The organism is Marilutibacter maris (genome assembly GCF_003233695.1).
In the GTDB taxonomy this organism is placed as follows: domain Bacteria; phylum Pseudomonadota; class Gammaproteobacteria; order Xanthomonadales; family Xanthomonadaceae; genus Marilutibacter; species Marilutibacter maris.
Genome location: NZ_CP029843.1, coordinates 2,090,809 through 2,115,394 on the forward strand (window position 1 = coordinate 2,090,809; position 24,586 = coordinate 2,115,394).

The following is a 24,586-nucleotide window of genomic DNA, read 5'->3' on the forward strand; positions in this document are numbered from 1 at the left end:
GGGTGAGCGGCGGCGGCTTGCGAGCCACCGGCTTGCGCCGACGCGAACGCCCGTGGGCTGTGCCCACGGGCCGGCAATCCCACGAACGCAGCCATCGAAGATGGCGGAGAGAGTGGGATGGATTCGGGCCATCCATGGCCCTCACCCCTCGCTACGCGAGGGGCAGCCATGCGGCTGTCCAGATCGGCGTCCTGCCGATCTGTCGAACCGGCGCCTGCGGCGCCGGGTTCTCATCAAGCTCCACTGTCACCCCCATATACGCAAAACGCCCCATTCGAGGCGTCTTGCATATATGGCGGAGAGAGTGGGATTCGAACCCACGGAAGGTTTGACCCTTCGCCGGTTTTCAAGACCGGTGCCTTAAACCGCTCGGCCATCTCTCCGGTGTCGGCGTGTCGCCGTCTGACAGGCCTCGGCATCGCGCCGGGCGGGCGCATTGTCGCACGGGTGCCCGGCAATCCATAGCCGCGACGCGGGGCTGTCCGTGTCGCGGCAGACGGTATCGAAGTGTCGCCGCCCCCACCCGTTCAATCGCCCTGCGCGGCGATGCCTGGCTGTGGCGGTTCCACCCGGCCGGGGCGACGTCGCTTCTCCGCCGACGGCTGCGCGTCATCGTCGCAGGGGCGGCCATGGATCTCGGCACAGTTCAGGCGGTCGGCCTCGACCAGGCCCGAGGCCCGCTCGGCAAGGAAATCGATGAACACCCGCACCGCCGGCAGCAGGCCGCGACGCGAGGCGAACACCGCGTGGAAGATGCCCTGCGGCAGGCGCCAGTCCGGCAGCACCACTTCCAGCTCGCCGTTGCGCACCGCGTCCGAGCAGATCGTCTCCGGCAGCATGGTGATGCCGACGCCCTGCTTGGCCATCGCCATCAGCATCGGGAAGTCGAAGCCGGCCACGCGCGGCTTGAGGTCGACCCGGCGCACGGCCCCGTCGGGGCCGTGCAGCTCCCAGCGCTGGCGCTGCTCGTCCTCGTGCATGCTCAAGGTGACATGCTGGTCGAGGTCGTCCGGCGACACCGGCCGCCCCATCTTGCGCAGGTAGTTCGGGCTGGCGACCAGCAGTTCCTGGATCTGGCCGAAGCTGCGCATTACCAGGCTGCCGTCGTCGTCCAGCCGCGAACGCACCCGCAGGGCGACGTCGACGCCCTCGTTGATCACGTCGACGCGGCGGTTGCTGATCAGCAACTGCACGTTGACCTGCGGATACAGGGCCAGGAACTCGGGCAACAGCTTGGGCATCTGCTGCTGGGCCACGCTGACCGGCACGCTGACCCGGATCGTGCCGCGTGGCTCGGCGCTGAGGCGATCCACCGCCTCGCGCGCGGCCTGGGCCTCGGCCAGCATCGCCTGGGCGTGGCGGTAGACGCTCTGGCCGACGTCGGTGACCGCGAAGCGGCGGGTCGAGCGCTGCAGCAGGCGCACCCCCATGTCCGATTCCAGTTGGCTGATGCGACGGCTCAGGCGCGACTTGGGGATGCCCATCGCGCGCTCGGCGGCGGCGAAGCCGCTGTGCTCGACCACCATCGCGAAGTAGTACAGGTCGTTGAGGTCGTACATGTCGCCTTTCCGAATATGGAACGATCTGTGATATTTACCGATATTTATCTCGATATTGCAACACCCTAGATTGGCCTCACCGCGGCGACGCCGCCGCCCCACCGCTCCCCGCGAGGCCCGTCATGAAACTCCTGCACATCGACTCCAGCGCCCTGGGCGCCAACTCCGTCACCCGCGAACTGTCGGCCGCCATCGCCGGCCGCTGGCGCGACGCCTTCCCCGACATCCAGGTCGAGTACCGCGATCTCGATGCCCTTCCCCTGCCTCACCTGACCGGCGCTTCGCTCGCCCAGGCCGACGCCGACGAGGCCGCGGCCGCCGCGGCGGCGCTGGAGCAGTTCCTCGCCGCCGACGTGATCGTGATCGGCGCGCCGATGTACAACTTCAGCATTCCCTCGACCCTGAAGGCCTGGATCGACCGGATCGCGATCGCCGGCAAGAGCTTCAAGTACACCGAGAGCGGCGCGGTCGGCCTGGCCGGCGGCAAGAAGGTGATCGTCGCCAGCGGCCGCGGCGGCATCCACAGCGACGCGCCGACCGACTTCCAGGAGCCTTATCTGCGCCAGGTGTTCGGCTTCCTCGGCATCGACGACGTCGAGTTCGTCCGCGCCGAGGGCGTGGCCTATTCGCCGCAGCACCGCAGCGAAGCCCTGGCCGCCGCCCACCGTTCGATCAAGGCGCCCACGCAACTGCGCAAGGCCGCCTGACCTGCCGTGGTCCCCGTAGGAGTGGCGTAAGCCGCGATCAAGCGTTCCCATGAAAGCCGGTCGCGGCGCACGCCGCTCCTACAAAGTGCGTTTACCTGCCCCATAAGGCCAGCCCCCTGACTCAGGGGGAGATTCGCATCGTAGATGCGAATGGGGGTGTGGAAGCGCAACGGCTGGGGCCCAAGGTTTGCGAAGCAAATCTTGGGAGATATCCGCGCGCAGCCGGATATCGTTCCCCCCTGAGTCAGGGGGCGATTCGCATCGTAGATGCGAATGGGGGTGTGGAGACGCAACAGTGGGGCCCAAGGTTTGCGAAGCACATCTTGGGAGATATCCGCGCAGCCGGACATCGTTCCCCCTGTAGGAGCTGCGTAAGCTGCAACCAGGCTTTCCCATGAAAGCCTCATCGCGGCTCACGCCGCTCCTACGGCCGCTCCCGCAAGCCGCGCGCACCGGCAATCTGCGACCACGGTCGCGATCCGTGCCGCCTGCTGTCCGGTGGCTTGCCGCGCGCGCGTTATGCTCGCGGACAAGGGGAATCCGGATACCGGGACATGGACAGCGACGCGGCCAACGACATCACCCGTCTGCTGCAACGCCATCACGAGGGCGACCGTGATGCCTTCGACCGCATGGTGCCGCTGGTCTACCAGCGCCTGCGGGTGATCGCCCGCGGCCAGCTGGCGCGCGCCGGTCGCCGTGGCCAGACCCTGGACACCACCGCCCTGGTGCAGGAGGCCTATCTGCAACTGGTCGACGCCGACGGCGTCGACTGGCAGGACCGCGGCCATTTCTTCGCGATCTGCGCGCGGGCGATGCGACGGATCCTGGTCGACTACGCGCGGCGCCGGCAGGCGGCCAAGCGCGGCGGTGGCGCGGTCGCGGTGACGCTGGAAGCAGACATGGTCGCCGCCGACAGCCAGTCCGAGCAGGTGCTGGCGATCGACGAAGCGCTGAACGGGCTGGACGCGTTCAACCCGCGCCTGGCACGGGTGGTCGAATGCCGCTACTTCGCCGGCATGACCGAAGAGGAGACCGCGCGAGCGCTCGACACTTCGCTGCGGACCGTGCAGCGCGACTGGATGCGCGCACGCGCGTGGTTGTTGAAGGCATTGGCCTGAGCCGGCATCGGCACCGATGAACGACCGCGATCCGCGCTCCGGCGAGGCCCCGCCCCCCGATCCACGGCTGCTGCGGATCGACGCCCTGTTCGAGCAGGCACTGGACCTGGAACCGGCGGCGCGCACGGCGCTGCTGGATCGCGAAACCGCCGACGATCCGTCCCTGCGCGCCGAGGTCGAGGCCCTGCTCGAGCTGGCCGCCAGCGAGGCGCCGCAACTGCAACCCGACGCGGTGCGCGAAGGACCGCTGCTGCGCGCCTGGGCCGATGCGCACCCGCAAGCTCCCGCGGACGAGGACGTCAGCGGCCGCCAGCTCGGCCAGTGGCAACTGCTGCAGCCGCTCGGCCACGGCGGCATGGGCACCGTCTATCTGGCCCGCCGCGCCGACGCCGAGTTCCAACAGCTCGGTGCGCTCAAGCGTCTGCACATGACCCTAGGCTCGCGCGAGTTCCTGCACCGCTTCGCCCAGGAACGGCAGATCCTCGCATCGCTCAATCACCCCGGCATCGCCCGCCTGCTCGACGGCGGTCGCGACGAGGACGGCCACCCGTTCCTGGTCATGGAGTACGTCGAAGGCGAGCCGCTGGACCGCTACTGCGACACCCGGCGCCTGGACATCGGCCGGCGCCTGGATCTGTTCGTGCGCATCTGCGAAACGGTCGCGCATGCGCATCGGCACCTGATCGTCCATCGCGACATCAAGCCTTCCAACATCGTGGTCACCCGCGACGGCGAGGTGAAGCTGCTGGACTTCGGCATCGCCAAGGTGCTCGGCGACGCCGACGCGCCGCTGCAACCGATGACCCGCACCGCGATGCGGATGTTCACGCCCGAGTACGCGGCCCCGGAACAGGTCGCCGGCGGTACCGCGACCACCGCCACCGACGTCTACCAGCTCGGCCTGCTGCTGTACGAACTGCTGTGCGGACAGCGTGCCCAGGATGCCGGCAGCGGGTCGGCGGCGGCGCTGGAACGCGCGGTCTGCGAGATCGAGCCGCCACGGCCGAGCCAGCGGGTCGACGCCGACGCCGCGGCGGCACGCGCGGCCACCGCGGCCTCGCTGCGGCGACGCCTGCGCGGCGATCTCGACAACATCGTGTCGAAGGCCTTGCGCAAGGCGCCGGAACGCCGCTACCAGTCGGCGCTGGCGCTGGCCGAGGACATCGGACGCTGGCACCGCCGGCGGCCGGTACAGGCGCGACCGGAGGGCTTCGGCTATCGCGGCTGGAAGTTCGTGCGTCGGCACCCGTTCGGAATCGCCGCCTCGACCGCGATGCTCGCCCTGCTGGTCGCCTACGCGGTGACGGTCACCCGCCAGGCCAACGCGATCGCCCACGAGCGCGACCGTGCCCAGGCCGAGGCGATCAAGGCGCAACAGGTGCAGGCGCTGGTGCTGCAGTTGTTCGAGGGCGCCGACCCGACCCTTTCCGGCGGCAACCAACTGACCGCGCGCGAACTGCTGGACCGCGGCTGGCAAGGCATCGAACGCGAACTGGGCGCACAGCCCGAGGTCCGCGCCGAGCTTCTGGACACGGTGGGCGAAGCCTATCGCCAGCTCGGCGAGTACGATCGCGCCCGGCCGCTGCTCGATAGCGCCATCGAAACCACCGCGGCGCTCGCGACGAGCCGTCCGCTGCTGCATGCGCGCGCCCAGCGCAGCCGCGGCCGTCTGTGCATCGACGAGGGCGACTACGACTGCGCCGACGCGCTGCTCCTGCAGGCCCTGGCGACCTATCGTGCGGGTGTCGCCGGACCCGACACCGATGTTGCCCGCACCCTGGAGGAGCTCGGCCGATCCCGCTTCCACGCCAGCGACCTGGCCGCCGCCGAACGCTACCACCGCGACGCGCTGGCGATGTGGCGGCAACTGCATGGCGAGGAGCACGCCGACGTCGCCACCAGCCTCGACAACCTCGGCACGGTGCTGCGTCACCAGGGCGACTACGCCGCCGCCGAACCGCTGCTGAGCGAGGCACTGGCCCTGCGTCGCCGGCTGTTGCCGAAGACCCATCCCTACCTCGCCCGCAGCCTGTCCAACCTCGCGGCCACCCGCGTCAACCTGGGCGAATACGACTCCGCCGAGGCCCTGTACCGCGAGGCGCTGGCGCTGATGCGACAGTCGCGCGGGGCACGTCATCCGCTGGTGGCGTTGGTGATGAACAACATGGCGAGGCTGCTGCAGGCGAAACGCGACTTCGAAGGCGCGGAGGCGATGTTGCGGCAGGCGCTGGAGATCCGTCGCGAGACCATGGGCGAGCGCCACCCGGAGGTCGCGATGAACCTCAACGACCTCGGCCTGGCGCTGGCCGAAAGCGGCGACCCGGCGGCCGCCGAGCAGTACTACCGGCAGGCGCTGGACGCCTATCCCGCCGACCACCCGTGGCGCTCGGCGACCGTGTTCAACCTCGGCATGCTGGCCGAGAAGCGCGGCGACCTGGCCGCGGCCGAACGCCACTACCGCGACGCGCTGGAGCGTCAGCGCATCGACTACGGCGAAGACCACGAACGGGTCGGCATCGACCTCAACCGGATCGGCATCGTGCTGCACCGGCAAGGCCGGATGGATGAGGCCGAACGCAGCATCCGCCAGGCACTGACGATCTTCCGCAAACGCCTGCCGGCCGACCATCCGCGGCTGGCCCTGGTGCTGGTGCCGCTGGGCGAACTGTTGACCGACCGCGGCCGCAACGACGAGGCGGTCGTGCTGCTGGAGGAAGCACTGAAACTGCGCCGCGATGCCTTCGGCGACGACGATGCCCGCACCGTCGCCGCCGCGCAGGCACTGCGGCAGGCCCGCGAGCGCCGCGACCAATAGCGCGACCGAGGCGCCCGCTCGGCGTCACCCGCTCAGCGGCACGTTCCGTCGACGGTCACGCGCACCCGGCGCAGGTTGTTGTTCTCGTCGCTCTCGACCACCGCCGAGGGATCGTCGGCGTGCACGTACAGCATCCAGGTGCCGGGCGCGAGCAACAGGTGGCCGCTGGATACCGCATCGGCCGCCGGCGCCAGCGCCGGGCGCGCATCGCCGGCCAGCACCGGCCCCGCCGGGAGGTCGCGGTGGATGCGATTGCCCGAGGCCGCCGCGCCGACCGCGCCCTGATTGCGGGTCGCGTACTTGTAGCGGAATCCGCAGCGACCGCGGCGGGTGAAGGCCGCCTCGGTGGCCGCCACGGTCGCGGAGGTCCCCCAGGGAATCATGGTGTTGCCGAACTGGAAGCCGCCGACCAGGGCGAGATCCGGCTGACCGCCGGGCAGCGACAACACCTGCCGGCCCTGCCCCGGACCACCCGGATCCTCATCGGTCGGGGGATCGGGAAGCGGCGCCAGCTCGTCCTGCACCGGTTCCAGTCCGGGCCGCGGGGTAGGCCGCGGATCGGGTTCGCTCTGCTGCGGGGTCTGCCGCCCCTGTCCGGGACCGCCGGGGTCCTCGTCATGCTGCGGCTTCGGCGGCTGCGCAATCACGTCCTGGGCGGGACCGAGCGGACTGGGGTCGGCGCGTGTCGCCGATGTCTGCGGCGCATCGGCAGGCGCACGCGGCGGCGACACCCGCTGCTGCGCGCCGACCGCACCGGCCAGGCAGAGCGCGGCAAGCAGGGCGGCCGCGAGCCGGGCCGGTGCAAGCGGGGTCGTCCTCGGGGAGGCGGGGGTTCTGGCAATGATGGACATGCGGGGTTCCTCGTCTGCTGGAACGCGGCCGTGATCGCCGCGGGTTATCGCCACTACTCGGCAGATCCGTCCGGATCCCGCCACTGCCGATGCTGCATCCGTTCAGGTTGAAGCGGTGTCACGGCGCACCGGCGCCCGTGCCGCGCGGCGCTGCGGGCCCGGTGGCGGGATTGCGCCCCCGCCCGCGACTACCCGGCTGCGAGCGGCGCCCCATCCACCCCGCTCCGCACCCGTCCACACCGGAGCATGACTGTGAGCAGCATGACCATGAATACCCGCACCCTCCAACGCCACGGCCTGTGGCTCGGCGCGCTCGCCCTGCTGTGCGCCGGCCAGGCTGGCGCACAGCAACCGCGACCGGCACGGGCCGCGCTCGCGATCACCCCGCTACAGACATCCAAGGGCGTCTACCGCATCCCCTACACCGACGGCACCCGAATCCGGGTTGGTCGCGACCACAACACCCACACGCCCAAGGGCCGCTACGACATCGGCGGCCAGGGCGGCGACAGCTACCGGATCGCCGCGGCCGCCGACGGTCGCATCCGCTTCATCGAGGACCGCTTCAGCCAGCGCCTGGATTGTGACGGTCTGGCCGCCAGCGAGAAGAAGAACAACTATGTCTGGATCGAGCACGCCAACGGCGAATGGACCAAATACAGCCACATGACCCGCGGCTCGACCACCGGCAAGGCCGGGCTGAAGGTCGGCGACTTCGTCCGTGCCGGCACCTATCTTGGCGACGAGGGCGACGTCGGCTGCGCCGGTGGCGATCATCTGCACTTCGAGGTCGCGGTGCCGCGCGCGACCGACCCGATCACCACCGTCGGCGGTTTCCTCAGGGACAACGACGGCAGCAAGCGCAATCGCATCGCCCGCATCTGCGGGATCGACAACGGCATGTTCGCCGCCGGCCAGACCCACACCGCGCGCAGGGTGCCCGGCGCGATCGCCCCCGGCGCCAGGGAAGTCGCCCGCCACGGCGTGCCGGCGCGCGACTATCAGTGCCTGTTCGACCAGGCCGTCGCCGCCGGCTACATGCTCGACTGGATCGACGGCTTCGACGTCAACGGCCGCGTCTACTACAACGCGATCTTCCGGCCCAGGAGCGGCGACTGGGCCGCCTTCCACGGCCTCAGCGGCAGCCAGTACCAGCAGCGCTTCAACCAGTACACCGGCCAGGGTTACCGCCCGCACCAGGTCGAGAGCTACGCCGGTTCCTCGGGAACCCGCTACGCGGTGATCTTCCGCAAGCAACCCGGCCCGGCCTACTCGGCCTATCACGGCCTGGATGCCGGCGCCCATCAGAACAAGATGGATTCACTCAGCCAGGCCGGCTTCCGTCCGCGCAACGTCTCGGTGGTCTCCGTCGCCGGTCAGCGCCGCTACACCGCCCTGTACGAGAAGGCCGACGTCGGCGCCTGGCAGGCCAGGTCGCAACTCAACGCGACCCAGTACCAGCAGGCGTTCGATGCCAACGCCCAGGCCGGACGCCGGCTGGTCTACGTCAACGCCTACGTCCACGGTGGCCAGCCGTACTTCTCGGCGATCTGGAGTTCCAAGGCCAGTGGCCCCTACAAGGCCCGTCACGGTCTCACCGGCAGCCAGTACCAGAACGAGTGGGAGAGCACGACCCAGGCCGGCTATCTGACCCGCGACGTGACCGGCTACGCCGCCGGCAACTCGGCGCGCTACGCCGCGATCTGGCGCAAGTAGCGACGCTCCCCGCCACCCGGGCGATCCGGTCCGGAATCGATGGCCGGATCAGGGTGGCGGGATCGGTCGCGATATCGCGACTACCCCGACGCAGCCGGCGATTCGCATCGTCGGCAGCGCATCCATCCACACATCGGAGAACTTCCATGCGTTTCCCCCGTACCTCCCTCGCCGCCGTGCTCAGCGCCGGACTCCTGCTGCTGTCGGGCAACGCCGACGCCTCCTACAAGGCCTGGTACATCGACGACATCGACGGCTTCCACCAGTACGGCGATCTGGTTGCCGGCAGCACCAAGCTGACCATCCCCAACAGCGCCTGCGGCCGCCGCTGGACGCTGCCGTCCTACTTCCGCTGGGTCGGCCAGTACGGCGCCACCCTCGACTCGGCCGACCTGTACTCGACCGTCGAGATCTGGGTGCCCAAGGCCGGATGCCCGAACGGCAACGCCGTGGTGTTCCAGAAGCAGACCGGCGAGGTCTACCCGCCCGAATCGGGCACGCACTACCTGGAGCTGTATTCCAACTACGGCAGCCGTTGGATCGACGCCGACGGCAAGCACCTGTCCTGCCTGCCCGGCTGCGTCGGACTGGGCGGCTGGACGTACAGGGTCAAGGAAAGCTCGTGGGGTGTCGTCGAGCTGCTGCTGAAGGACCTCAAGCAGACCCTGCCCGGCGGCGACACCCGCCGCGCCTATGCCCTGCTCGGCGAGCTCCAGCAGCGTCTGCCCGAGCTGATCAAGCAGACCGACGCGCGCGTGCAGGAACGCCGCCGTACCGGCCTGGGCGACTTCGAACGCTACGTCAGCGATGCCGAGGACGCCGCTGGCCGCAGCCTGCAGGTCAGCGCCAAGCGCCTGCTGGACTGCCGCGGCGACCTGGCGACCGGCTCGCCGGACGGCGCCTACGCCGGCTGCAGCCAGGCGCTGGACGCGCTGGAGGACGCCAGCGAGCTGCTCGAACTCGCCGAGTCGGAGTGGGCCGACGCCTGATTCCGACGCTCACCTTCCGGCGTCTGTCCCGCCACCTCACCGATCCGCTGGTCCAGGTGGCGGGACCCATGCAGGAAGTCCGACTCGTCGCATGGGCAAGACCGAGGCGACCCGCCGAAGCACCCGTCGTTCAATGAACAAGGAGAGGATCATGAAATCGAGTTTCCCATCGGCGGCGCCCGGGCCGCAGGCCGCGCCGCCCATCGGTGCCGCCAGACGCGCACGCATCGCAACCGTCGCGCTGGCCCTGGCCGGCATGGCCCTGGTTGCCAGCGGCAGCGCCTCCGCCGCCGCCTGGGCCGCACGCCACGGCCTGACCGGCGCACAGTACCAACAGGCGTTCCAGAGCCACGCCCGCCAGGGCTACCGACTGGTCTCGGTCTCCGGCTACGAACAGGGCGGCAGCGCCCGCTATGCCGCGGTCTGGCGCAAACAGGCCGGTCCGGCCTGGGCCGCGCGCCACGGCCTGGATCCGCAGCAGTACCAGGCCGCGTTCAACCAGATGCTCGGCCAGGGCTACCGGCTGACCTACGTCAACGGCTACTCGGTCGGCGGCAGGCCCTACTACGCCGCGATCTGGGACAAGAGCAGCGGGCCGGCCTGGAAGGCGCGCCACGGAATGACCGCCGACCAGTACCAGGCCGCGGTCAACGCGGCGGTAAGCGAGGGCTATGCGCTCAGCCATGTCAGCGCGTTCGACGTCGGCGGTTCGCCGCGCTTCGCCGCTATCTTCGAAAAGGGCGGGCCGGCCTGGGTCGCGCGCCACGGTCTGACCGCGGCCGGCTACCAGCAGGCCTTCGACCAGTTCGCCCGCCAGGGCTACCGGCTCAAGGTCGTCAGCGGCTACCGCCAGGGCAACGGCGACCGCTATGCCGCGATCTGGGTCAGGCGCAGCGGCCCGCAGTGGTCCGCACGGCACGGCATTCCCGCCGCGCACTACCAGCACGTGTTCGACAACCACAGCTACCAGAGCTGGGAACCGCAGTACGTGGAGGCATTCAACTCCAGCCGCGGCGTGCGCTTCAATGGTTTGTGGACCAACAGCGTGTTCAAGTCGCAGGACCTGAAGCTGATCAACGACAAGGTGCGGGCCTACATGCAGGCCAACGGCATCCCCGGCATGTCGATCGCGGTCAGCAAGGACGGTCGCCTGGTGTACGCGGCCGGGTTCGGCCAGGCCGAGACCGAGACCGGAATGCCGGTCGGCCCGAAGCACCGCTTCCGCGTCGCCAGCGTATCCAAACTGATGACCTCCGCCGCGGTCCGGCATCTGGCCAACGACACGTCGCTGCAACTGGGTTCGCGGGTCTTCGGCGCCAACAGCGTGCTCGGCGCCCAGTACCCGACCCCGACGGAGAATCCGGACATCGAGGACATCACCGTCGATCACCTGCTGCGTCACCGTGGCGGCTTCCTGCGGATCGACAAGGACGGCAATGGCAGCGATCCGATGTTCGACTACACCGGCACCACCCACTCGGGACTGATCACCTGGGCGCTGAAGAACTATCCGCTCGGCTATGCACCCGGCGCCGGCGCCGGACTCGACAGCAAGGCCAGGTACTCCAACTTCGGCTATTGCCTGCTCGGGCGGGTGATCGAAGCGCGTTCGGGCAAGAGCTACGAAGCCTACGTGCGCGACCGGATCCTGAAACCGGCCGGCGCCAACGGCATGGTGATCGGCGGCGACAAGCTGGCCGACCGCAAGTCCAACGAAGTCAGGTACTACGGTGGCGGCGCCTACTCCAGCGTCAAACCGCAGCGTTTCGACTCGCACGGCGGCTGGATCGCGACCCCGATCGATCTGCTGCGCTTCGCGCGCCACGAGACCGTACTGGGAACCTCATACGCGCACTACGGTTCGATGTCCGGCACCAACGCCGTGCTGCGTCGCCGCAGCGACGGCCTCAGCTTCGCCGTGGCCGCGAACTCCAGCAGCGGCGACGTCGAGGACATCAACGCGATGATGGAGGACATCGTGACCGGTGTTTCGGCCTGGCCGAGCGGCGACCTGTTCTGAGCACCACAGCGCCCGGACCCCGCGTCCGGGCGCTGCCGTTTGCGCGACGCCCTATGCCGCTCCCGCTCCTACGGCATGGTCGGCGCCCCAGCCCCCTGAGTCAGGGGGCGATTCGCATCGCAGATGCGAATGGGGGTGTGGCAGCGCAACGGTGGGGCCCAAGGTTTGCGAAGCAAATCTTGGGAGATATCCGGGCGCAGCCGGATATCGTTCCCCCCTGAGTCAGGGGGCGATTCGCGCGTAGCGCGAATGGGGGTGTGGAAGCGCAACGGTGGGGCCCAAGGTTTGCGAAGCAAATCTTGGGAGATATCCGGGCGCAGCCGGATATCGTTCCCCCCTGAGTCAGGGGGCGATTCGCGCGTAGCGCGAATGGGGGTGTGGCAGCGCAACGGCGGGGCCCAAGGTTTGCGAAGCAAACTTTGGGAGATATCCGGGCGCAGCCGGATATCGTTCCCCCTGAGTCAGGGGGCGATTCGCGCGTAGCGCGAATGGGGGTGTGGAAGCGCAACGGCGGGGCCCAAGGTTTGCGAAGCAAACTTTGGGAGATATCCGGGCGCAGCCGGATATCGTTCCCCCCTGAGTCAGGGGGCGATTCGCGCGTAGCGCGAATGGGGGTGTGGCAGCGCAACGGTGGGGCCCAAGGTTTGCGAAGCAAATCTTGGGAGATATCCGGGCGCAGCCGGATATCGTTCCCCCCTGAGTCAGGGGGCGATTCGCGCGTAGCGCGAATGGGGTGTGGAAGCGCAACGGCGGGGCCCAAGGTTTGCGAAGCAAACTTTGGGGATTCCCGGGCGCAGCCCCGGAGTCGCGGAATCAGGCGATCCGCGCCACGCCGCCCATGTACGGCCGCAGCGCCTCGGGAATGTCGATCGAACCGTCGGCGTTCTGGTAGTTCTCCATCACCGCGATCAGGGCACGGCCGACCGCGACGCCGGAACCGTTGAGGGTGTGCACCAGCTCCGGCTTGCCGGTCTCCGGATTGCGCCAGCGCGCCTGCATGCGGCGGGCCTGGAAGGCCTCGCAGTTGGAGACCGAGGAGATCTCGCGGTAGGTCTGCTGCGATGGCAGCCAGACTTCCAGATCGTAGGTCTTGGCCGCCGAGAACCCCATGTCGCCGCTGCACAGCAGCATCCGCCGGTACGGCAGGCCGAGCTTCTCCAGCACCACCTCGGCGGCGCGGGTCATCGCCTCGTGCTCGGCATAACTGTCGTCGGGCCGGGCGATGCTGACCAGCTCGACCTTCTCGAACTGGTGCTGGCGGATCATGCCGCGGGTGTCGCGGCCATGGCTGCCGGCCTCGGAGCGGAAACAGGCCGAATGCGCGGTCATCCGCAGCGGCAGGCGCTCGGCCTCGACGATCTCGTCGCGGACGATGTTGGTCAGCGATATCTCCGAAGTGGAGATCAGATAGCGCCTCTGCTCGCCCAGTTCGGTGGCGAACATGTCCTCCTCGAACTTCGGCAACTGGCCGGTGCCGTACAGGCTGTCGGCATTGACGATCAGCGGGACGTTGGTCTCCTCGAAGCCATGCTCGCCGGTATGCAGGTCGAGCATGAACTGCGCCAGCGCCCGGTGCAGCCGCGCCAGTTGTCCGCGCAGCACGGTGAAGCGCGCGCCGGACAGCTTGGCGGCGGTGTCGCCGTCGAGCCAGCCGTGGCGAGCACCGAGTTCGACATGGTCCTTGATCTCGAAATCGAAGCTGCGCGGCGTGCCCCAGCGATGCTGTTCGACGTTGGCGTTCTCGTCGGCGCCGGCCGGCACGTCGTCGTGCGGCAGATTCGGTATCCCGAAGGTGATCGCGTCCAGGCGCGCCTTGATGTCCTCCAGTTGCGCCTCGCAGGCCTTCAGCTCGTCGCCGAAGCCGGCGACCTCGGCCAGCAGCGGCGCGATGTCCTCGCCCTTGGCCTTGGCCTGGCCGATCGCCTTGGAGCGGGTATTGCGCAGGTTCTGCAGCTCCTGCGTGCGCACCTGCACCTGCTTGCGTTCGACCTCCAGCGAGGCCAGCGCGTCGGCGTCGAGCTCGTAGCCGCGCATTTCGCGCAGGCGGGCGGCAAGGTCGGCGGGGTTCTGGCGCAGCAGGCTGGGATCGAGCATCGGTCCGGATCTCGCAAGACGTGAGCGAAGGGGCCGCTGATTATCGCCGGTCCGGGCGCGGCTGTCTTGGCCGTGGCTCCGGGCGCGACGCGTTGCCGGCAGGTTCATCGCCCGGCATGCAAGAATGCGGGCACGCGCAGCCCACCGCGACGTATCGAATCCGTTTCCGCATCGCCGCCCATGACCACCTCGCCGAACCCGCCTTCGCCCGAACCGTCCGAGCCCGGCTCGCGGCGCTTCGACCTGTCGTCCTGGCTGCCATCGCGGCGCATGCTGCTGTGGGCGCTCGCCGCGGCGTTCGTGTTCGGCCTGCTGCTGTTCCTGCTGGTACTGCTGCGCGGACGCGACGACGACTTCTACCGTGCCGGCGACGACGAGGCGCCGCCGACCGCGGCGATGCCGCAGTACGCCCCCCTGCCCGCCCCGGTCGGCGCCGCCGACGACAACGCCAGCGGCATGGGCGATGCCCCGGCGCCGGTCGACGACGACGGCGATCGGCCGCGTCTGGTCGAGACCGCGCCCCCGCCGACGCCGCCCGGCCCCGCGGTCCCGACCCCCGATCCGCAGGCCCCGCCCCCGGCGGATGCGACGCCGGCGCAGTTCTCCGACCCGATGCCGCTGGCCGGCCAGACTCCGGCGCCGCGGTACCCGGCCGCGTCGCTGCGCCGCGGCGAGACCGGCACCGTCATCGTGCGCGCCACGGTCGGTGTCGATGGCACCCCGCGCCGCATCGACGTCGCCCGCAGCAGCGGTTCGCGCCGCCTCGACCGCGCCGCCGAGGCGGCGGTCCGGCGCTGGCGCTTCCAGCCGGCGCTGCGCGACGGCCAGCCGGTCGAGGCCGACGTCAACGTTCCGGTCGAATTCCGGCGGTGAGCCCGACGCCAATGCTGCGGATACGTCCGGCGACGGTGGGCGACGCGATGGCGGTCAGCGCCCTGGTCCTGCCGCTGGCTCGCGAGGTCGTCGACGCTCCGGATGCGACCGCCTTCCTGGCCACGCTCGGGCCCGACGGCATGTTCGAGCGGCTGGCATCGCCGCGCTTCGCCGGCCTGCTCGCCGAGGACGGCAGCGGCGCCTGCGGGATCATCCTGATGCGCGACACCACCCACCTCTACCATCTGTTCGTGCGCCGCGACCGCCAGGGCCTGGGCATCGCTCGCCGGCTATGGCGGGCAATGACCGGCGCCGGCGGATCGACGCAGGGCGCCCCCGCGCGCTTCACCGTCAATTCGACGCCATCGGCGGTCGAGGTCTACCGCCGCCTGGGTTTCGAAGCGACCGCGCAGATGCAGCACAGCGACGGCATCAGTTTCCTGCCGATGGTCTGCGAGCGGCCCCTCAACGCCTGCCCCGTCACGCGCTAACATCCGCTGTCGCGTCCCGCGCCCGCATTCCGAGGAACCGTCAATGAGCCAAGCGTCTTCGTCCTCCCGCCTGCTGCTGGCCGGCCTGGCCATCGTCGCGCTGCTGCTGGGACTGTATGTCTGGAAGATGGCGCCGGACGATGTCGCCGACGCGGCCGGCAACGACATCACCATCGGACCGATCGATGCCACCGAGATCGACGGTCAATCGCTGACGCCGGCTTCGGCGGACCCGGACAATGCCTCGCGCAACCGTCGCGCGCGGCCGGTGGTCGGCTCGGCGGTGCCGCCGGCATTCCCGATCGAGGCGATCAAGCGCGGCGAAAGCGGCAAGGTGATACTGGAAGTGGTCGTCGACCCGCGCGGTCAGGCGACCGCGGTCCGGGTCGCGACCAGCAGCGGTTCGCTGATCCTCGACGAGGCCGCCCGCGAAGCGGTGGGCCGCTGGCAGTTCGAGCCGGCACTGGAGGAGAACGAACCGGTCGCCGACACGATCGAGATCCCGGTCGACTTCGAACCGGCCGGCTGAGCCCGGCGCTCAGTCCGCCTGCAAGCCCATTCCGATCGAGTTCGCCAGCTCGACGAAGCCCGGGAACGAGGTGGCGACGTTGGCGACGTCCTCGATCGTCACGCTGCCATGCGCAAGCTGGGCCGCGACCGCGAAGCTCATCGCGATACGGTGGTCGCCGTGGCTGTGCACGCGACCGCCGCCGATACGGCCGCCCTCGATGATCGCACCGTCCGGGGTTTCCTGGATCGACACGCCCAGCGCCCGCAACCCGGCCGCCATCGTCGCGATGCGGTCGGATTCCTTGACCCGCAATTCGGCGGCGCCCCGGACCACGGTCCTGCCCTGCGCGCAGGCCGCGGCGACGAACAACGCCGGGAACTCGTCGATCATGTCCGGCACCAGCGCCTCGGGCACCTCGATCCCACGCAACGGCGCGTGCCGCACGACCAGGTCGGCCACCGGCTCGGCGTCGGCCTCCCCGGCGCGTCCGGCCACCGACTCCTCGCGGATATCGGCCCCCATCAGGCGCAGCGCGGCCAACAGGCCGGTACGACGCGGATTCATGCCGACCGCGCGCAGGCGCAACTCCGAACCGGGCACCAGGCTGGCGGCGACGATGAAGAAGGCCGCCGACGAGAAATCGGCCGGCACCTCGACCTCGGTCGCACGCAGGCGGTGGCCGCCGCCGAGACGGGCACGACCGGGGCCGAACTCGATCGGCCAGCCGAATGCCGCCAGCATCCGCTCGCTATAGTCGCGGGTCGGATGCGGCTCGGTCACGACGGTCTCGCCGCGTGCGTACAGACCGGCCAGCAACACCGCCGACTTGACCTGGGCGCTGGCAACAGGTGTTTTGTAATCAATGCCTTGCAGGGTATTTCCACCGTGAATTCTCAGCGGTGGCAGGCCGCCCTCACCGGAATCGATGCGCGCGCCCATCGCGGTCAGCGGATCGATCACCCGCCGCATCGGCCGCCGCGACAGCGAGGCATCGCCGACCAGCATCGAATCGAAGGCCTGGCCGGCCAGCACCCCCGACAGCAGGCGCATGCCGGTGCCGGCATTGCCGCAATCCAGCTCGGTCGCCGGCGCGCGCAGACCGTGCAGGCCGACGCCGTGGACGATGCGCTCGCTGGCGCTGGGCGTCTCGATGCGCACGCCCATCGTCTCGAACACCCGCGCGGTGGCGCGGGTGTCCTCGCCTTCCAGGAAACCGCGCACCCGGGTCGTGCCTTCGGCCAGCGCACCGAGCATCACCGCGCGATGCGAGACCGATTTGTCGCCGGGGACCTTCAGTGCGCCGCCCAGCGGGCGACCGGCACCGGCCGACCAGCGTTGTCCCCCATCGCTCATGCCAGCACCTCGTCCAGCGCGGCCAGCAGCCTGCGGTTCTCGTCGGGATTGCCGACACTGATGCGCAGGCAGTCGGGCAGACCGTAGCCGCCCATCGGCCGCAGGATCACCCCGCGATCGGTCAACGCCCGCTCGATCGGCGCGGCGTCGCGACCGAAGCCGACCAGCACGAAGTTGGTCTGCGACGGGAACACGTCCAGCCCGCGTTCGCGCAAGGCCCGGGACAACCCGTCGCGCTGCTCGGCGTTGCGCGCACAGGCCGAGCGCAGATGCGCCTCATCGCCCAGCGCGGCCTCGCAGGCGGCCAGTGCCAGGCCGTTGACGTTGAAACTCTCGCGCAGCCGTTCCATCACCGCGACCAGGCCGGAGGCGCCGATCAGGTAACCGCAGCGCAGGCCGGCCAGTCCGTAGGCCTTGCTGAAGGTACGGGTCACCACCACGTTCGGGTGCGCGTCGAGCAGGCCCAGTGCGCTGGCGTAATCGGGCGCGTCGGCCATCTCGGCATAGGCCTCGTCGACGACGACGATGACCTCGCGCGGCACCCGGGCCAGGAAGGCCGCCAGCGCGTCGGCGCCGAACCAGGTCCCGGTCGGATTGTTCGGATTGGCGACGTAGAGCAGCCGGGTGTCGGCCGTGATCGCCGCCGCCAGCGCGTCCAGGTCGTGACCCAGCGGCATCGCCGCATCGCGCGGCAACGGCTCGGCGATGCGCATGCGCGCGCCGGCGGCCTGGGTCGCCAGCGCGAACACGGCGAAGGCGTGACGCGCGAAAACCACGTCGAGACCGGGACCAGCAAACACCTGCCCCAGCAGCATCAGCAATTCGTGGGAGCCGTTGCCGAGCAGGATCCGTTCGGGCGCGACACCGTGCCGGGCCGCCAGCGCCCGCTTGAGGTCGCCGCCGAGCGGGTCCGGATAGCGGTGGATCGCCTGCAACTGGTCGAGGATCGCCGCACGCGCGGCATCGGAGGGCCCGTACGGGTTCTCGTTCGAGCCCAGTTCGACCAGCGGATGCCCGCCGGCGCTGCCGGCAAAACGGCGCCGGAACGCCACCAGGTCGTGACCGGGGTCGTAGGCCTTCAGGCCCCGCACACCGGCGCAGGCGCGCGCCGCGAACCAGGCTTCGTCCAGCACGTCGCCGCCAGCCTCGTCGGCCATCGCGTTCATGCGATCGCCACCGGGTAGGACCCCAGGACCTTCACTTCCTCGACGAAGTCGGCCATCTCCTCCAGCGAGCGGCGCATGCCGTCCTCGTCGACGTGACCGGCCACGTCGATGAAGAAGGCGTACTGCCACAGGCCGGTATGGCCCGGGCGCGACTCGATCCGGTTCATGCTCAGGCCGTGCTTGGCGATCGGCGCGAGGATGTTGAACAGCGCGCCGGGCTGGTCCTTGATGAACACCAGCAGCGAGGTGCGATCGTTGCCCGACGGCGGGAACAGCTCGCGGCCCAGCACCAGGAAGCGGGTGGTGTTGTCGGGGCGGTCCTCGATCGGACCGGCGACGTTCTTCAGGCCGTACACGGTACCGGCGCTGATGCCGGCGATCGCCGCCGCATCGTCGGCATTGCGGGCGCGACGGGCGGCCTCGGCGTTGCTGCTGACCGGGATCTTCTCCGCATGCGGCAGGTGCTGGCGCAGCCAGGCCTTGCACTGGGCGAACGACTGCGGGTGCGAATAGACCCGCTCGATGTCCTCGAGCCTGCCGCCGCGCGACAGCAGATGCTGGTGCACGCGCAGTTCGACCTCGCCGCAGATCTTCACGTCCGAGGTCAGGAACATGTCCAGGGTCGACTGGATCGTGCCCTGGGTCGAGTTCTCGACCGGCACCACGCCGAAGTCGGCGGCGCCGGACTCGACCTCCTGGAACACCTCTTCGATGCTGCCCAGCGGCAGGCCGTGGATCGAGTGGCCGAAGTGCTTGTAGACCGCCTGCTGGGAGTGCGTGCCCTCCGGGCCGAGGAAGCCGATCTTCAATGGCTCCTGCTGGGCCAGGCAGGCGGACATGATCTCGCGGAACACCCGCACCAGCACGTCGTCGTTGAGCGGGCCGCCGTTGCGGTCGACCACCCGCCGCAGCACCTGCGCCTCGCGCTCGGGCCGGTAGTAGTCGACCGCCGCCGCCAGCTTGCCCTTGGCCTGTCCGACCTGGCCGGCGAACTGGGCGCGCTCGGCGATCAGCGCCTGGATGCTGCGGTCGATGCCGTCGATACGCACGCGCAGCTCGGCCAGGTCGGGCTTGCCCTTGCTGGCGGCCGGCGCGGCCTTGCCTGCGGCGGCCTTGCTCGAGGCGGTCTTGGTCGCGGCGCTCTTGGTCCTGGCCGGCTTCTTGCTCGCCGCGGTCACCGGTTTACGGGATTTGCCTGTCATCTGTCTGCCATTGACTCCGGATGGAGATCGTCGCCGTCCATGGCGCAATCCAATGCGGGCCGATCGCCCTGCCCGGCCCTCCGTGACCGCGCGCTCGCCGCTCCCGACGATGCCCTTGGGGCACCGTCGGAACGCGGTCGATCAACCATGGCGCTGCTGGAACTCGCGCATGAACCCGGCCAGCGCCTGCACGCCCTCTTCGGGCATCGCGTTGTAGATCGAAGCGCGCATGCCGCCCAGCGCACGGTGCCCCTTCAGCGAGATCAGGCCGGCGGCCTTGGCCTCGTCGAGGAACGGCTTGTTCAGCGCTTCCTCGTGCAGGAAGAACGGCACGTTCATGCGCGAGCGCACGGCCGCGGCCACCTCGTTGCGGTAGAAGCCGCCGGAACCGTCGATCACGCCGTACAGCAGCGCCGACTTGCGCGCGTTGCGCTGGGCGAACTCGGCCACGCCGCCCTGCGCGATCATCCACTTGAACACCAGTCCGGCCAGGTACCAGTTCCAGGTCGGCGGGGTATTGAGCATCGACTCCTTGGCCAGGTGCGAGGCGTAGGTGAAGATGTCGGCGCGCGGCTGGCCGGCACGCTCGAGCAGGTCGCGGCGGATGATCACCACGCTGATACCGACCGGGCCCAGGTTCTTCTGCGCGCCGGCGTAGATCACCCCGTACTTCGACACGTCCAGCGGCTCGGAGACGATGCTGGAGCTGAAGTCGGCGACCAGCGGCACGTCGCCGACCTCCGGGGTATCGCGGAACTCGACACCGTGGATGGTCTCGTTGGCGGTGATGTGGACATAGGCCGCGTCGGCGGACAACTGCCAGTCGGCGCGCGCCGGGATGCCGCGGAACCCTTCGCCCTCGCCGCTGGCGGCGATGTTCACGTCGACATAGGGCTTGGCCTGCTTGATAGCGGTCTTGCCCCAGTGGCCGGTCAGCACGTAGTCGGCCTTCTGTCCGGGCGCGGCGAAGTTCAGCGGAATCAGGGCCTGCTGGCCGGTCGCGCCGCCCTGCAGGAACAGCACCGCGTAGTCGTCCGGGATCGCCATCAGCGTGCGCAGGTCGGCCTCGGCCTCCTGGGCGACCTGAATGAATTCCGGCCCGCGGTGGCTGAGTTCCACGATCGAGGCGCCCGCACCGTGCCAGTCGAGCATTTCCGCCTGGGCCTGCAGCAATACGGATTCGGGCAGGGTGGCCGGGCCGGCACTGAAGTTGTACGCACGCGTCATCTGGAACTCCGAGGTGGGGGCTGTGATCGAAAGTGAGTCCGGTCCGCCGACCACCGGCCGGCGGACCCGGGTCCCGTAGTATGCCGCAGCGCAACACCGTGCACCGCGTCGGTTGCGGGCGTAACCTTTCGTGATCCTGGAACGTATCCACGACATGGTGCTTGGACGCGACGGAGCCGGTCATGATTTTGCGTAATGCCTTGAGAATTCCGGAGAACGAAGTCACCGACGAGCGGGTCTACCTGCAGCGGCGGAGGCTGATCGCCGGCCTGTCTGCGCTGCCGGCGCTGGGCCTGTCCGGCTGTGCCGAGGCCGATCCGCCGGCGCCGCCCGGTCCGGTGATCAGCGCCGCCGAGGCGGCCTCGGGCTTCAAGACCGACGAGCCCCTGACCCGCTACGAGGACGTTACCGGCTACAACAACTTCTACGAGTTCGGCACCGGCAAGGGCGATCCGTCGAAGGCGGCCAGGACCCTGCGCACCTCACCGTGGACGGTCGCGGTCGGCGGCGAATGCGCCAGACCCGGCAAACTCTCGCTCGACGACCTGCTCAAGGGCCTGACCCCGGAAGAGCGCATCTACCGGCTGCGCTGCGTGGAGGGCTGGTCGATGGTGATCCCGTGGCTGGGCGTGCCGCTGGCCGACGTGCTCAAGCGCTTCGAGCCCAACTCGGATGCCAAGTACGTCGCCTTCACCACCCTCGCCGACCGAGAGCAGATGCCCGGCATCCGCTACCGCTCGATCGACTGGCCGTACCGCGAGGGGCTGCGCATCGACGAGGCCATGCACCCGCTGACCCTGCTGGCGACCGGCCTGTACGGCAAGGCGCTGCCGCAGCAGAACGGCGCGCCGCTGCGACTGGTGGTGCCGTGGAAGTACGGCTTCAAGAGCATCAAGTCGATCGTCGCGATCACCTTCGTCAAGCACCGCCCGCATTGCAGCTGGAACGACCTGCAGCCGAGCGAGTACGGCTTCTTCTCGAACGTGAATCCCGACGTCGACCACCCGCGCTGGAGCCAGAAGACCGAACGCCGGATCGCCGGCAGCGGCAGCCAGCTGTTCGCCGAGCGCATCCCCACCCGCCTGTTCAACGGCTATGCCGAGCAGGTCGGCGACATGTACGCGGGCATGAACCTGCGGCGCTGGTTCTAGCGCGCATGTCGGCCCCGCCCCGCGCGGCCGCGCAGGCCCGCCCCCGTCGCCGACCCGCCGCTCGTCCACGCACGCCGCGCTGGGTGATCGCGGCCAAGGCGCTGGTGCATGCGCTGGCGCTGACGCCCGCTGCGATCCTGGCCTGGCAGATCCGCGAGGAATGGCTGACCGGCAGCGGCGGCCTCGGCGCCGACCCGGTCGCCGAGATCGAACACCGGCTCGGCCTGTGGGCGCTGCGTCTGCTGATGATCACCCTGGCGGTCACTCCGCTGCGGCAGCTGACCGGCCAGGCCGCGCTGCTGCGGTTCCGGCGCATGCTGGGGCTGTACGCGTTCGCCTACGCCACCCTGCACCTGCTGGCCTATCTTGTCCTCGACCTGCGCGGCTACTGGACCCAGATCTTCGAGGAGATCGTCAAGCGGCCCTACATCACCGTCGGCTTCCTCGCCTGGCTGCTGCTGATCCCGCTCGCCGCCACCTCGACCACCGCCGCGATCCGCTGGCTGGGCCGCAACTGGGGCCGCCTGCACAAGGCGATCTACGCGATCGCGGTGCTGGCGGTGCTGCACTTCTGGTGGCTGGTGAAGTCCGACATCCGCGAGCCGCTGCTGTACGCGGCGATCCTGGCCGTCCTGCTCGGCTGGCGGCTGGTACGCAGACTGAGGAACGCGGTCAGGGCCCGCGCGCCCCAGGGCCGGCGCGATCAACGCGCGCCGTAGAGCAGCAGCAGGCTCAGCGCCCCGGCCAGCAACAGCGCGGCCAACAGCAGCCACGGGATCCGCAGCGCGCTGCGGGCGGCCACGGGACCGTCCTGCGCCGGCCGCAGCGAGGCCGGCTCCGGCTCGTTCGCCGGCAGGGTCAGCGACGGGTGCGTCGGCATCGTCGCCGCCTCGACCACGAAACGGTGCTGGGTGCCGAACATCACCTGCGAACCGGGCATCAGCAAGGCATGCCGCACCGGCCGGCCGTTGACCCGGCTGCCGTGCTCCGAACCCAGGTCGCGCAGCACCACCCCTTCCGGGTGCGGCTCCAGCCGGGCATGGCGTTCGGCGAACCCGGGCTCGTCGATCCGCACTTCGCAGGCGCGCTGGCGCCCGACCAGCAATGGCCGGTCCATCACGATCGCACGACCGTGATGGGCGCCGCCGATCCCGCGCAGCACGATCGCCGCGCCGCTCGGGGCCACCGGCGCGGCCTGGCCCTCGGGCGCGGGCACCGGCTCGGGCCCCAGCAACGAAAGCTGATAGCCATCGACATGCAGGATGTCGCCCATCCGCAGCATCGCCACGTGGCGGATCGGACGGCCGTTGACGTGGATCCCGCGCACATCGTCGCGCAGCTGCAGCCAGATGCCGCGCCGGTCGACGCAGAACTGCATCATGCCGCGGCCGGGATCGTCGACCAGGGTCGGCACGCCGGCATCGTCGCGGCCGAGCGCATGGACGCCCGGCCCCAGTGGCAGGTCGTCGCGTTCGCGGTTGGGGAATTGCAGTCGGATGGCATTCACGCGAGCGCAATCTAGCATGGCCGGCGCGCATCCCGGCACAGTTTCCGCGCCACCGGCCAATGCCCGCGCCGCGGTGCTGGCCGAAGCCGCCGCATGACCGCACAATAGCCGGCCAGGAGGGAGTCCCATGCCGAGTATCGATATCCATCACGCCCATTCGCTTGCCCACGACGATGCCCGCCGCGCGGTGCAGGAAGTCGCGGAGAAGCTGTCCGACCGCTTCGGTGTGGAGTACGACTGGGCCGGCGACGACCTCAACTTCCGCGGCGCCGGGGTCGATGGTTGCATCGCGCTGGCGCCGAGCGAGTTGCGGGTGACCGCGCAGTTGGGCTTCCTGATGTCGGCGTTCAAGGGGCCGATCGAGAACGAGATCCGCCGGGTCCTGGACGAACGCTTCAGCTGAACGACCCGTCGTCTCCGAACGGGTCCGGCGCCGCCGCGAACAGGCGACGCGAAACCTCACGCTCGCCGCGTTCGATCTCGGCGATGAATCCGCCGACGTCGCCCAGCCGGGCGAACGCCGCCGCACCGCGTTCGAGAAAATTCTGCAGTTCTTCCAGCCCGGCCGCCCTGGCCGGGCCGCGCGACAGCCGCAACAGGGTGCCCACGCCGGGCATCTTCAGCGCCTGCGCGAGCCCGAGTCCGGCGCGCACGATCAGGTCGATCTGCCTGCCGCGCACCCGCGGCAGGCCGGTTCCGCGGTAGGCGTCGGCATACAGCGCGGCATCGAGCACCTTCGCGCGCGCGGCATTGTCGTCCAACCACTGGATCATCCTCAGGTCCAGTGCGTGGGTCAGCAGGGCTAGCTCGATCGCGTCGGCCACCGCCGCCAGCAACCGGGCCGGCAGCAGCCGCTGCATCATCGGCAGGACCTTGACGATGTCGGCGTCGCGGCGGCTGAAGTCCTTGTCGGCATAGACGTCGCTGAGGAAGAAGCGCGCCGCCGGCTCGCGCCGCGGGTCGTGGAGGAAGTGGCGGAAACTCGCCTCCAGCCGCGCCGACTGCCAGCGCCGCAGCTCCGGCAGCCAGCGCGAACGGTTGCGCGGATCGCGTCGCGGATCGTTGAGATCCTGGTGCGCCCGCAGCAGGCGCGCGAGGCGATCGACGGCATCGTGGTGGCGGTGCGTGCGCGACATCCTGACGCGGATTCTACGGCGGCCGGGATGGCCCGGGCGACGCAGGGCCGTTCACTGGGGCTACACTCGACCCGACCACAGTCCAGGTACGCGACCC

21 protein-coding genes and 1 tRNA gene are annotated in these 24,586 nt (G+C 69.8%); 12 read left to right on the plus strand and 10 right to left on the minus strand.

Annotation, left to right across the window (positions count from 1 at the left end; translation table 11 throughout):
- Nucleotides 1-293 precede the first annotated feature (293 nt).
- Nucleotides 294-383: transfer RNA gene (locus C9I47_RS09200), tRNA-Ser, on the minus strand.
- Nucleotides 384-527: 144 nt separating this feature from the next.
- Entirely contained in the window at nt 528-1,559 is a 1,032-nt protein-coding gene (locus C9I47_RS09205) for a LysR substrate-binding domain-containing protein (protein ID WP_111266479.1), read from the minus strand.
- 122 nt (nt 1,560-1,681) lie between these two features.
- Between C9I47_RS09205 and C9I47_RS09210 the strand changes: the two genes are divergently transcribed.
- The 3 genes from C9I47_RS09210 to C9I47_RS09220 all read left to right on the plus strand — a co-directional run bounded on the left by C9I47_RS09210 (nt 1,682) and on the right by C9I47_RS09220 (nt 6,202).
- The gene (locus C9I47_RS09210; RefSeq protein ID WP_111266480.1) at nt 1,682-2,266 is read left to right on the plus strand and encodes an FMN-dependent NADH-azoreductase; all 585 of its coding nucleotides are present in this window, start codon (nt 1,682-1,684) and stop codon (nt 2,264-2,266) included.
- Nucleotides 2,267-2,820: 554 nt separating this feature from the next.
- Nucleotides 2,821-3,387: a sigma-70 family RNA polymerase sigma factor gene (locus C9I47_RS09215; protein WP_111266481.1), complete on the plus strand. Its 567-nt coding sequence runs from the start codon at nt 2,821-2,823 to the stop codon at nt 3,385-3,387.
- 16 nt (nt 3,388-3,403) lie between these two features.
- Nucleotides 3,404-6,202, plus strand: coding sequence for a tetratricopeptide repeat protein (locus C9I47_RS09220; RefSeq protein ID WP_111266482.1), 2,799 nt, complete (start codon nt 3,404-3,406; stop codon nt 6,200-6,202).
- Nucleotides 6,203-6,234: 32 nt separating this feature from the next.
- Here the strand turns inward: C9I47_RS09220 and C9I47_RS09225 are convergent, their stop codons facing one another.
- Nucleotides 6,235-7,053 (minus strand): hypothetical protein, encoded by an 819-nt coding sequence (locus tag C9I47_RS09225; RefSeq protein WP_111266483.1) that lies wholly within the window; start codon nt 7,051-7,053, stop codon nt 6,235-6,237.
- A 267-nt stretch (nt 7,054-7,320) separates the two neighbouring features.
- On the opposite strand from C9I47_RS09225, the gene C9I47_RS09230 reads away from it, so the two are divergent.
- From C9I47_RS09230 to C9I47_RS09240, 3 genes are all read left to right on the plus strand, one after another.
- A complete protein-coding gene (locus C9I47_RS09230; protein ID WP_190238455.1) occupies nt 7,321-8,769 on the plus strand; it encodes a peptidoglycan DD-metalloendopeptidase family protein in 1,449 nt (482 codons plus the stop codon).
- 146 nt (nt 8,770-8,915) lie between these two features.
- Nucleotides 8,916-9,758: a hypothetical protein gene (locus C9I47_RS09235; RefSeq protein WP_111266485.1), complete on the plus strand. Its 843-nt coding sequence runs from the start codon at nt 8,916-8,918 to the stop codon at nt 9,756-9,758.
- A 151-nt stretch (nt 9,759-9,909) separates the two neighbouring features.
- On the plus strand, nt 9,910-11,778 hold the full coding sequence (locus C9I47_RS09240; RefSeq protein WP_145985471.1) for a serine hydrolase: 1,869 nt from the start codon (nt 9,910-9,912) through the stop codon (nt 11,776-11,778).
- Between the two features lie 813 nt (nt 11,779-12,591).
- Here C9I47_RS09240 and serS read toward each other — a convergent pair.
- Nucleotides 12,592-13,872, minus strand: a complete 1,281-nt coding sequence (gene serS / locus C9I47_RS09245; RefSeq protein ID WP_111266487.1) for a serine--tRNA ligase — start codon at nt 13,870-13,872, stop codon at nt 12,592-12,594.
- A gap of 180 nt (nt 13,873-14,052) precedes the next feature.
- Between serS and C9I47_RS09250 the strand changes: the two genes are divergently transcribed.
- Genes C9I47_RS09250 through C9I47_RS09260 form a run of 3 tightly spaced genes read left to right on the plus strand, consistent with a single transcriptional unit; the run spans nt 14,053 to nt 15,765 of the window.
- Nucleotides 14,053-14,745, plus strand: coding sequence for an energy transducer TonB (locus C9I47_RS09250; RefSeq protein WP_223250076.1), 693 nt, complete (start codon nt 14,053-14,055; stop codon nt 14,743-14,745).
- Nucleotides 14,742-15,236 (plus strand): GNAT family N-acetyltransferase, encoded by a 495-nt coding sequence (locus C9I47_RS09255; RefSeq protein WP_145985472.1) that lies wholly within the window; start codon nt 14,742-14,744, stop codon nt 15,234-15,236. The genes C9I47_RS09250 and C9I47_RS09255 overlap by 4 nt, the downstream gene beginning before the upstream one ends.
- Before the next feature lie 43 nt (nt 15,237-15,279).
- The gene (locus tag C9I47_RS09260; protein WP_111266489.1) at nt 15,280-15,765 is read left to right on the plus strand and encodes an energy transducer TonB; all 486 of its coding nucleotides are present in this window, start codon (nt 15,280-15,282) and stop codon (nt 15,763-15,765) included.
- A gap of 9 nt (nt 15,766-15,774) precedes the next feature.
- Here C9I47_RS09260 and aroA read toward each other — a convergent pair whose 3' ends face one another.
- From aroA to serC, 4 genes are all read right to left on the minus strand, one after another.
- The gene (gene aroA, locus C9I47_RS09265) at nt 15,775-17,100 is read right to left on the minus strand and encodes a 3-phosphoshikimate 1-carboxyvinyltransferase (RefSeq protein WP_111266490.1); all 1,326 of its coding nucleotides are present in this window, start codon (nt 17,098-17,100) and stop codon (nt 15,775-15,777) included.
- Nucleotides 17,097-18,266: a histidinol-phosphate transaminase gene (hisC, locus tag C9I47_RS09270; RefSeq protein ID WP_111266491.1), complete on the minus strand. Its 1,170-nt coding sequence runs from the start codon at nt 18,264-18,266 to the stop codon at nt 17,097-17,099. The genes aroA and hisC overlap by 4 nt, the downstream gene beginning before the upstream one ends.
- Nucleotides 18,263-19,468 (minus strand): prephenate dehydratase, encoded by a 1,206-nt coding sequence (pheA, locus tag C9I47_RS09275; protein WP_111266492.1) that lies wholly within the window; start codon nt 19,466-19,468, stop codon nt 18,263-18,265. Before pheA ends, hisC begins: the two co-directional genes overlap by 4 nt.
- A 141-nt stretch (nt 19,469-19,609) precedes the next feature.
- Nucleotides 19,610-20,695, minus strand: a complete 1,086-nt coding sequence (gene serC / locus C9I47_RS09280; RefSeq protein ID WP_111266493.1) for a 3-phosphoserine/phosphohydroxythreonine transaminase — start codon at nt 20,693-20,695, stop codon at nt 19,610-19,612.
- 182 nt (nt 20,696-20,877) lie between these two features.
- On the opposite strand from serC, the gene msrP reads away from it, so the two are divergent.
- Both msrP and C9I47_RS09290 read left to right on the plus strand, forming a co-directional pair.
- The gene (gene msrP / locus C9I47_RS09285) at nt 20,878-21,846 is read left to right on the plus strand and encodes a protein-methionine-sulfoxide reductase catalytic subunit MsrP (protein WP_111266494.1); all 969 of its coding nucleotides are present in this window, start codon (nt 20,878-20,880) and stop codon (nt 21,844-21,846) included.
- A gap of 83 nt (nt 21,847-21,929) precedes the next feature.
- A complete protein-coding gene (locus C9I47_RS09290; RefSeq protein ID WP_111268059.1) occupies nt 21,930-22,565 on the plus strand; it encodes a protein-methionine-sulfoxide reductase heme-binding subunit MsrQ in 636 nt (211 codons plus the stop codon).
- Here the strand turns inward: C9I47_RS09290 and C9I47_RS18155 are convergent.
- The gene (locus tag C9I47_RS18155) at nt 22,550-23,353 is read right to left on the minus strand and encodes an FHA domain-containing protein (protein WP_111266495.1); all 804 of its coding nucleotides are present in this window, start codon (nt 23,351-23,353) and stop codon (nt 22,550-22,552) included. The genes C9I47_RS09290 and C9I47_RS18155 overlap by 16 nt on opposite strands.
- 127 nt (nt 23,354-23,480) lie before the next feature.
- Here C9I47_RS18155 and C9I47_RS09300 point away from each other — a divergent pair, with 127 nt between their 5' ends.
- The gene (locus C9I47_RS09300) at nt 23,481-23,756 is read left to right on the plus strand and encodes a polyhydroxyalkanoic acid system family protein (protein WP_111266496.1); all 276 of its coding nucleotides are present in this window, start codon (nt 23,481-23,483) and stop codon (nt 23,754-23,756) included.
- Here the strand turns inward: C9I47_RS09300 and C9I47_RS09305 are convergent.
- The gene (locus tag C9I47_RS09305; protein WP_111266497.1) at nt 23,749-24,489 is read right to left on the minus strand and encodes an FFLEELY motif protein; all 741 of its coding nucleotides are present in this window, start codon (nt 24,487-24,489) and stop codon (nt 23,749-23,751) included. The two genes, C9I47_RS09300 and C9I47_RS09305, sit on opposite strands and share 8 nt — an antisense overlap.
- Nucleotides 24,490-24,586 lie beyond the last annotated feature (97 nt).

Coding starts and splice junctions, on each gene's coding strand:
- C9I47_RS09230 (WP_190238455.1), top strand. CDS start 7,321: ATGAATACCCGCACCCTCCAACGCCACGGCCTGTGGCTCGGCGCGCTC.
- hisC (WP_111266491.1), bottom strand. CDS start 18,266: ATGAACGCGATGGCCGACGAGGCTGGCGGCGACGTGCTGGACGAAGCC.
- C9I47_RS09260 (WP_111266489.1), top strand. CDS start 15,280: ATGAGCCAAGCGTCTTCGTCCTCCCGCCTGCTGCTGGCCGGCCTGGCC.
- serS (WP_111266487.1), bottom strand. CDS start 13,872: ATGCTCGATCCCAGCCTGCTGCGCCAGAACCCCGCCGACCTTGCCGCC.
- C9I47_RS09210 (WP_111266480.1), top strand. CDS start 1,682: ATGAAACTCCTGCACATCGACTCCAGCGCCCTGGGCGCCAACTCCGTC.
- C9I47_RS09240 (WP_145985471.1), top strand. CDS start 9,910: ATGAAATCGAGTTTCCCATCGGCGGCGCCCGGGCCGCAGGCCGCGCCG.
- aroA (WP_111266490.1), bottom strand. CDS start 17,100: ATGAGCGATGGGGGACAACGCTGGTCGGCCGGTGCCGGTCGCCCGCTG.
- C9I47_RS09220 (WP_111266482.1), top strand. CDS start 3,404: ATGAACGACCGCGATCCGCGCTCCGGCGAGGCCCCGCCCCCCGATCCA.
- C9I47_RS09235 (WP_111266485.1), top strand. CDS start 8,916: ATGCGTTTCCCCCGTACCTCCCTCGCCGCCGTGCTCAGCGCCGGACTC.
- pheA (WP_111266492.1), bottom strand. CDS start 19,468: ATGACAGGCAAATCCCGTAAACCGGTGACCGCGGCGAGCAAGAAGCCG.
- C9I47_RS09305 (WP_111266497.1), bottom strand. CDS start 24,489: ATGTCGCGCACGCACCGCCACCACGATGCCGTCGATCGCCTCGCGCGC.
- C9I47_RS09300 (WP_111266496.1), top strand. CDS start 23,481: ATGCCGAGTATCGATATCCATCACGCCCATTCGCTTGCCCACGACGAT.
- C9I47_RS09250 (WP_223250076.1), top strand. CDS start 14,053: ATGACCACCTCGCCGAACCCGCCTTCGCCCGAACCGTCCGAGCCCGGC.
- serC (WP_111266493.1), bottom strand. CDS start 20,695: ATGACGCGTGCGTACAACTTCAGTGCCGGCCCGGCCACCCTGCCCGAA.
- msrP (WP_111266494.1), top strand. CDS start 20,878: ATGATTTTGCGTAATGCCTTGAGAATTCCGGAGAACGAAGTCACCGAC.
- C9I47_RS09205 (WP_111266479.1), bottom strand. CDS start 1,559: ATGTACGACCTCAACGACCTGTACTACTTCGCGATGGTGGTCGAGCAC.
- C9I47_RS09215 (WP_111266481.1), top strand. CDS start 2,821: ATGGACAGCGACGCGGCCAACGACATCACCCGTCTGCTGCAACGCCAT.
- C9I47_RS09225 (WP_111266483.1), bottom strand. CDS start 7,053: ATGTCCATCATTGCCAGAACCCCCGCCTCCCCGAGGACGACCCCGCTT.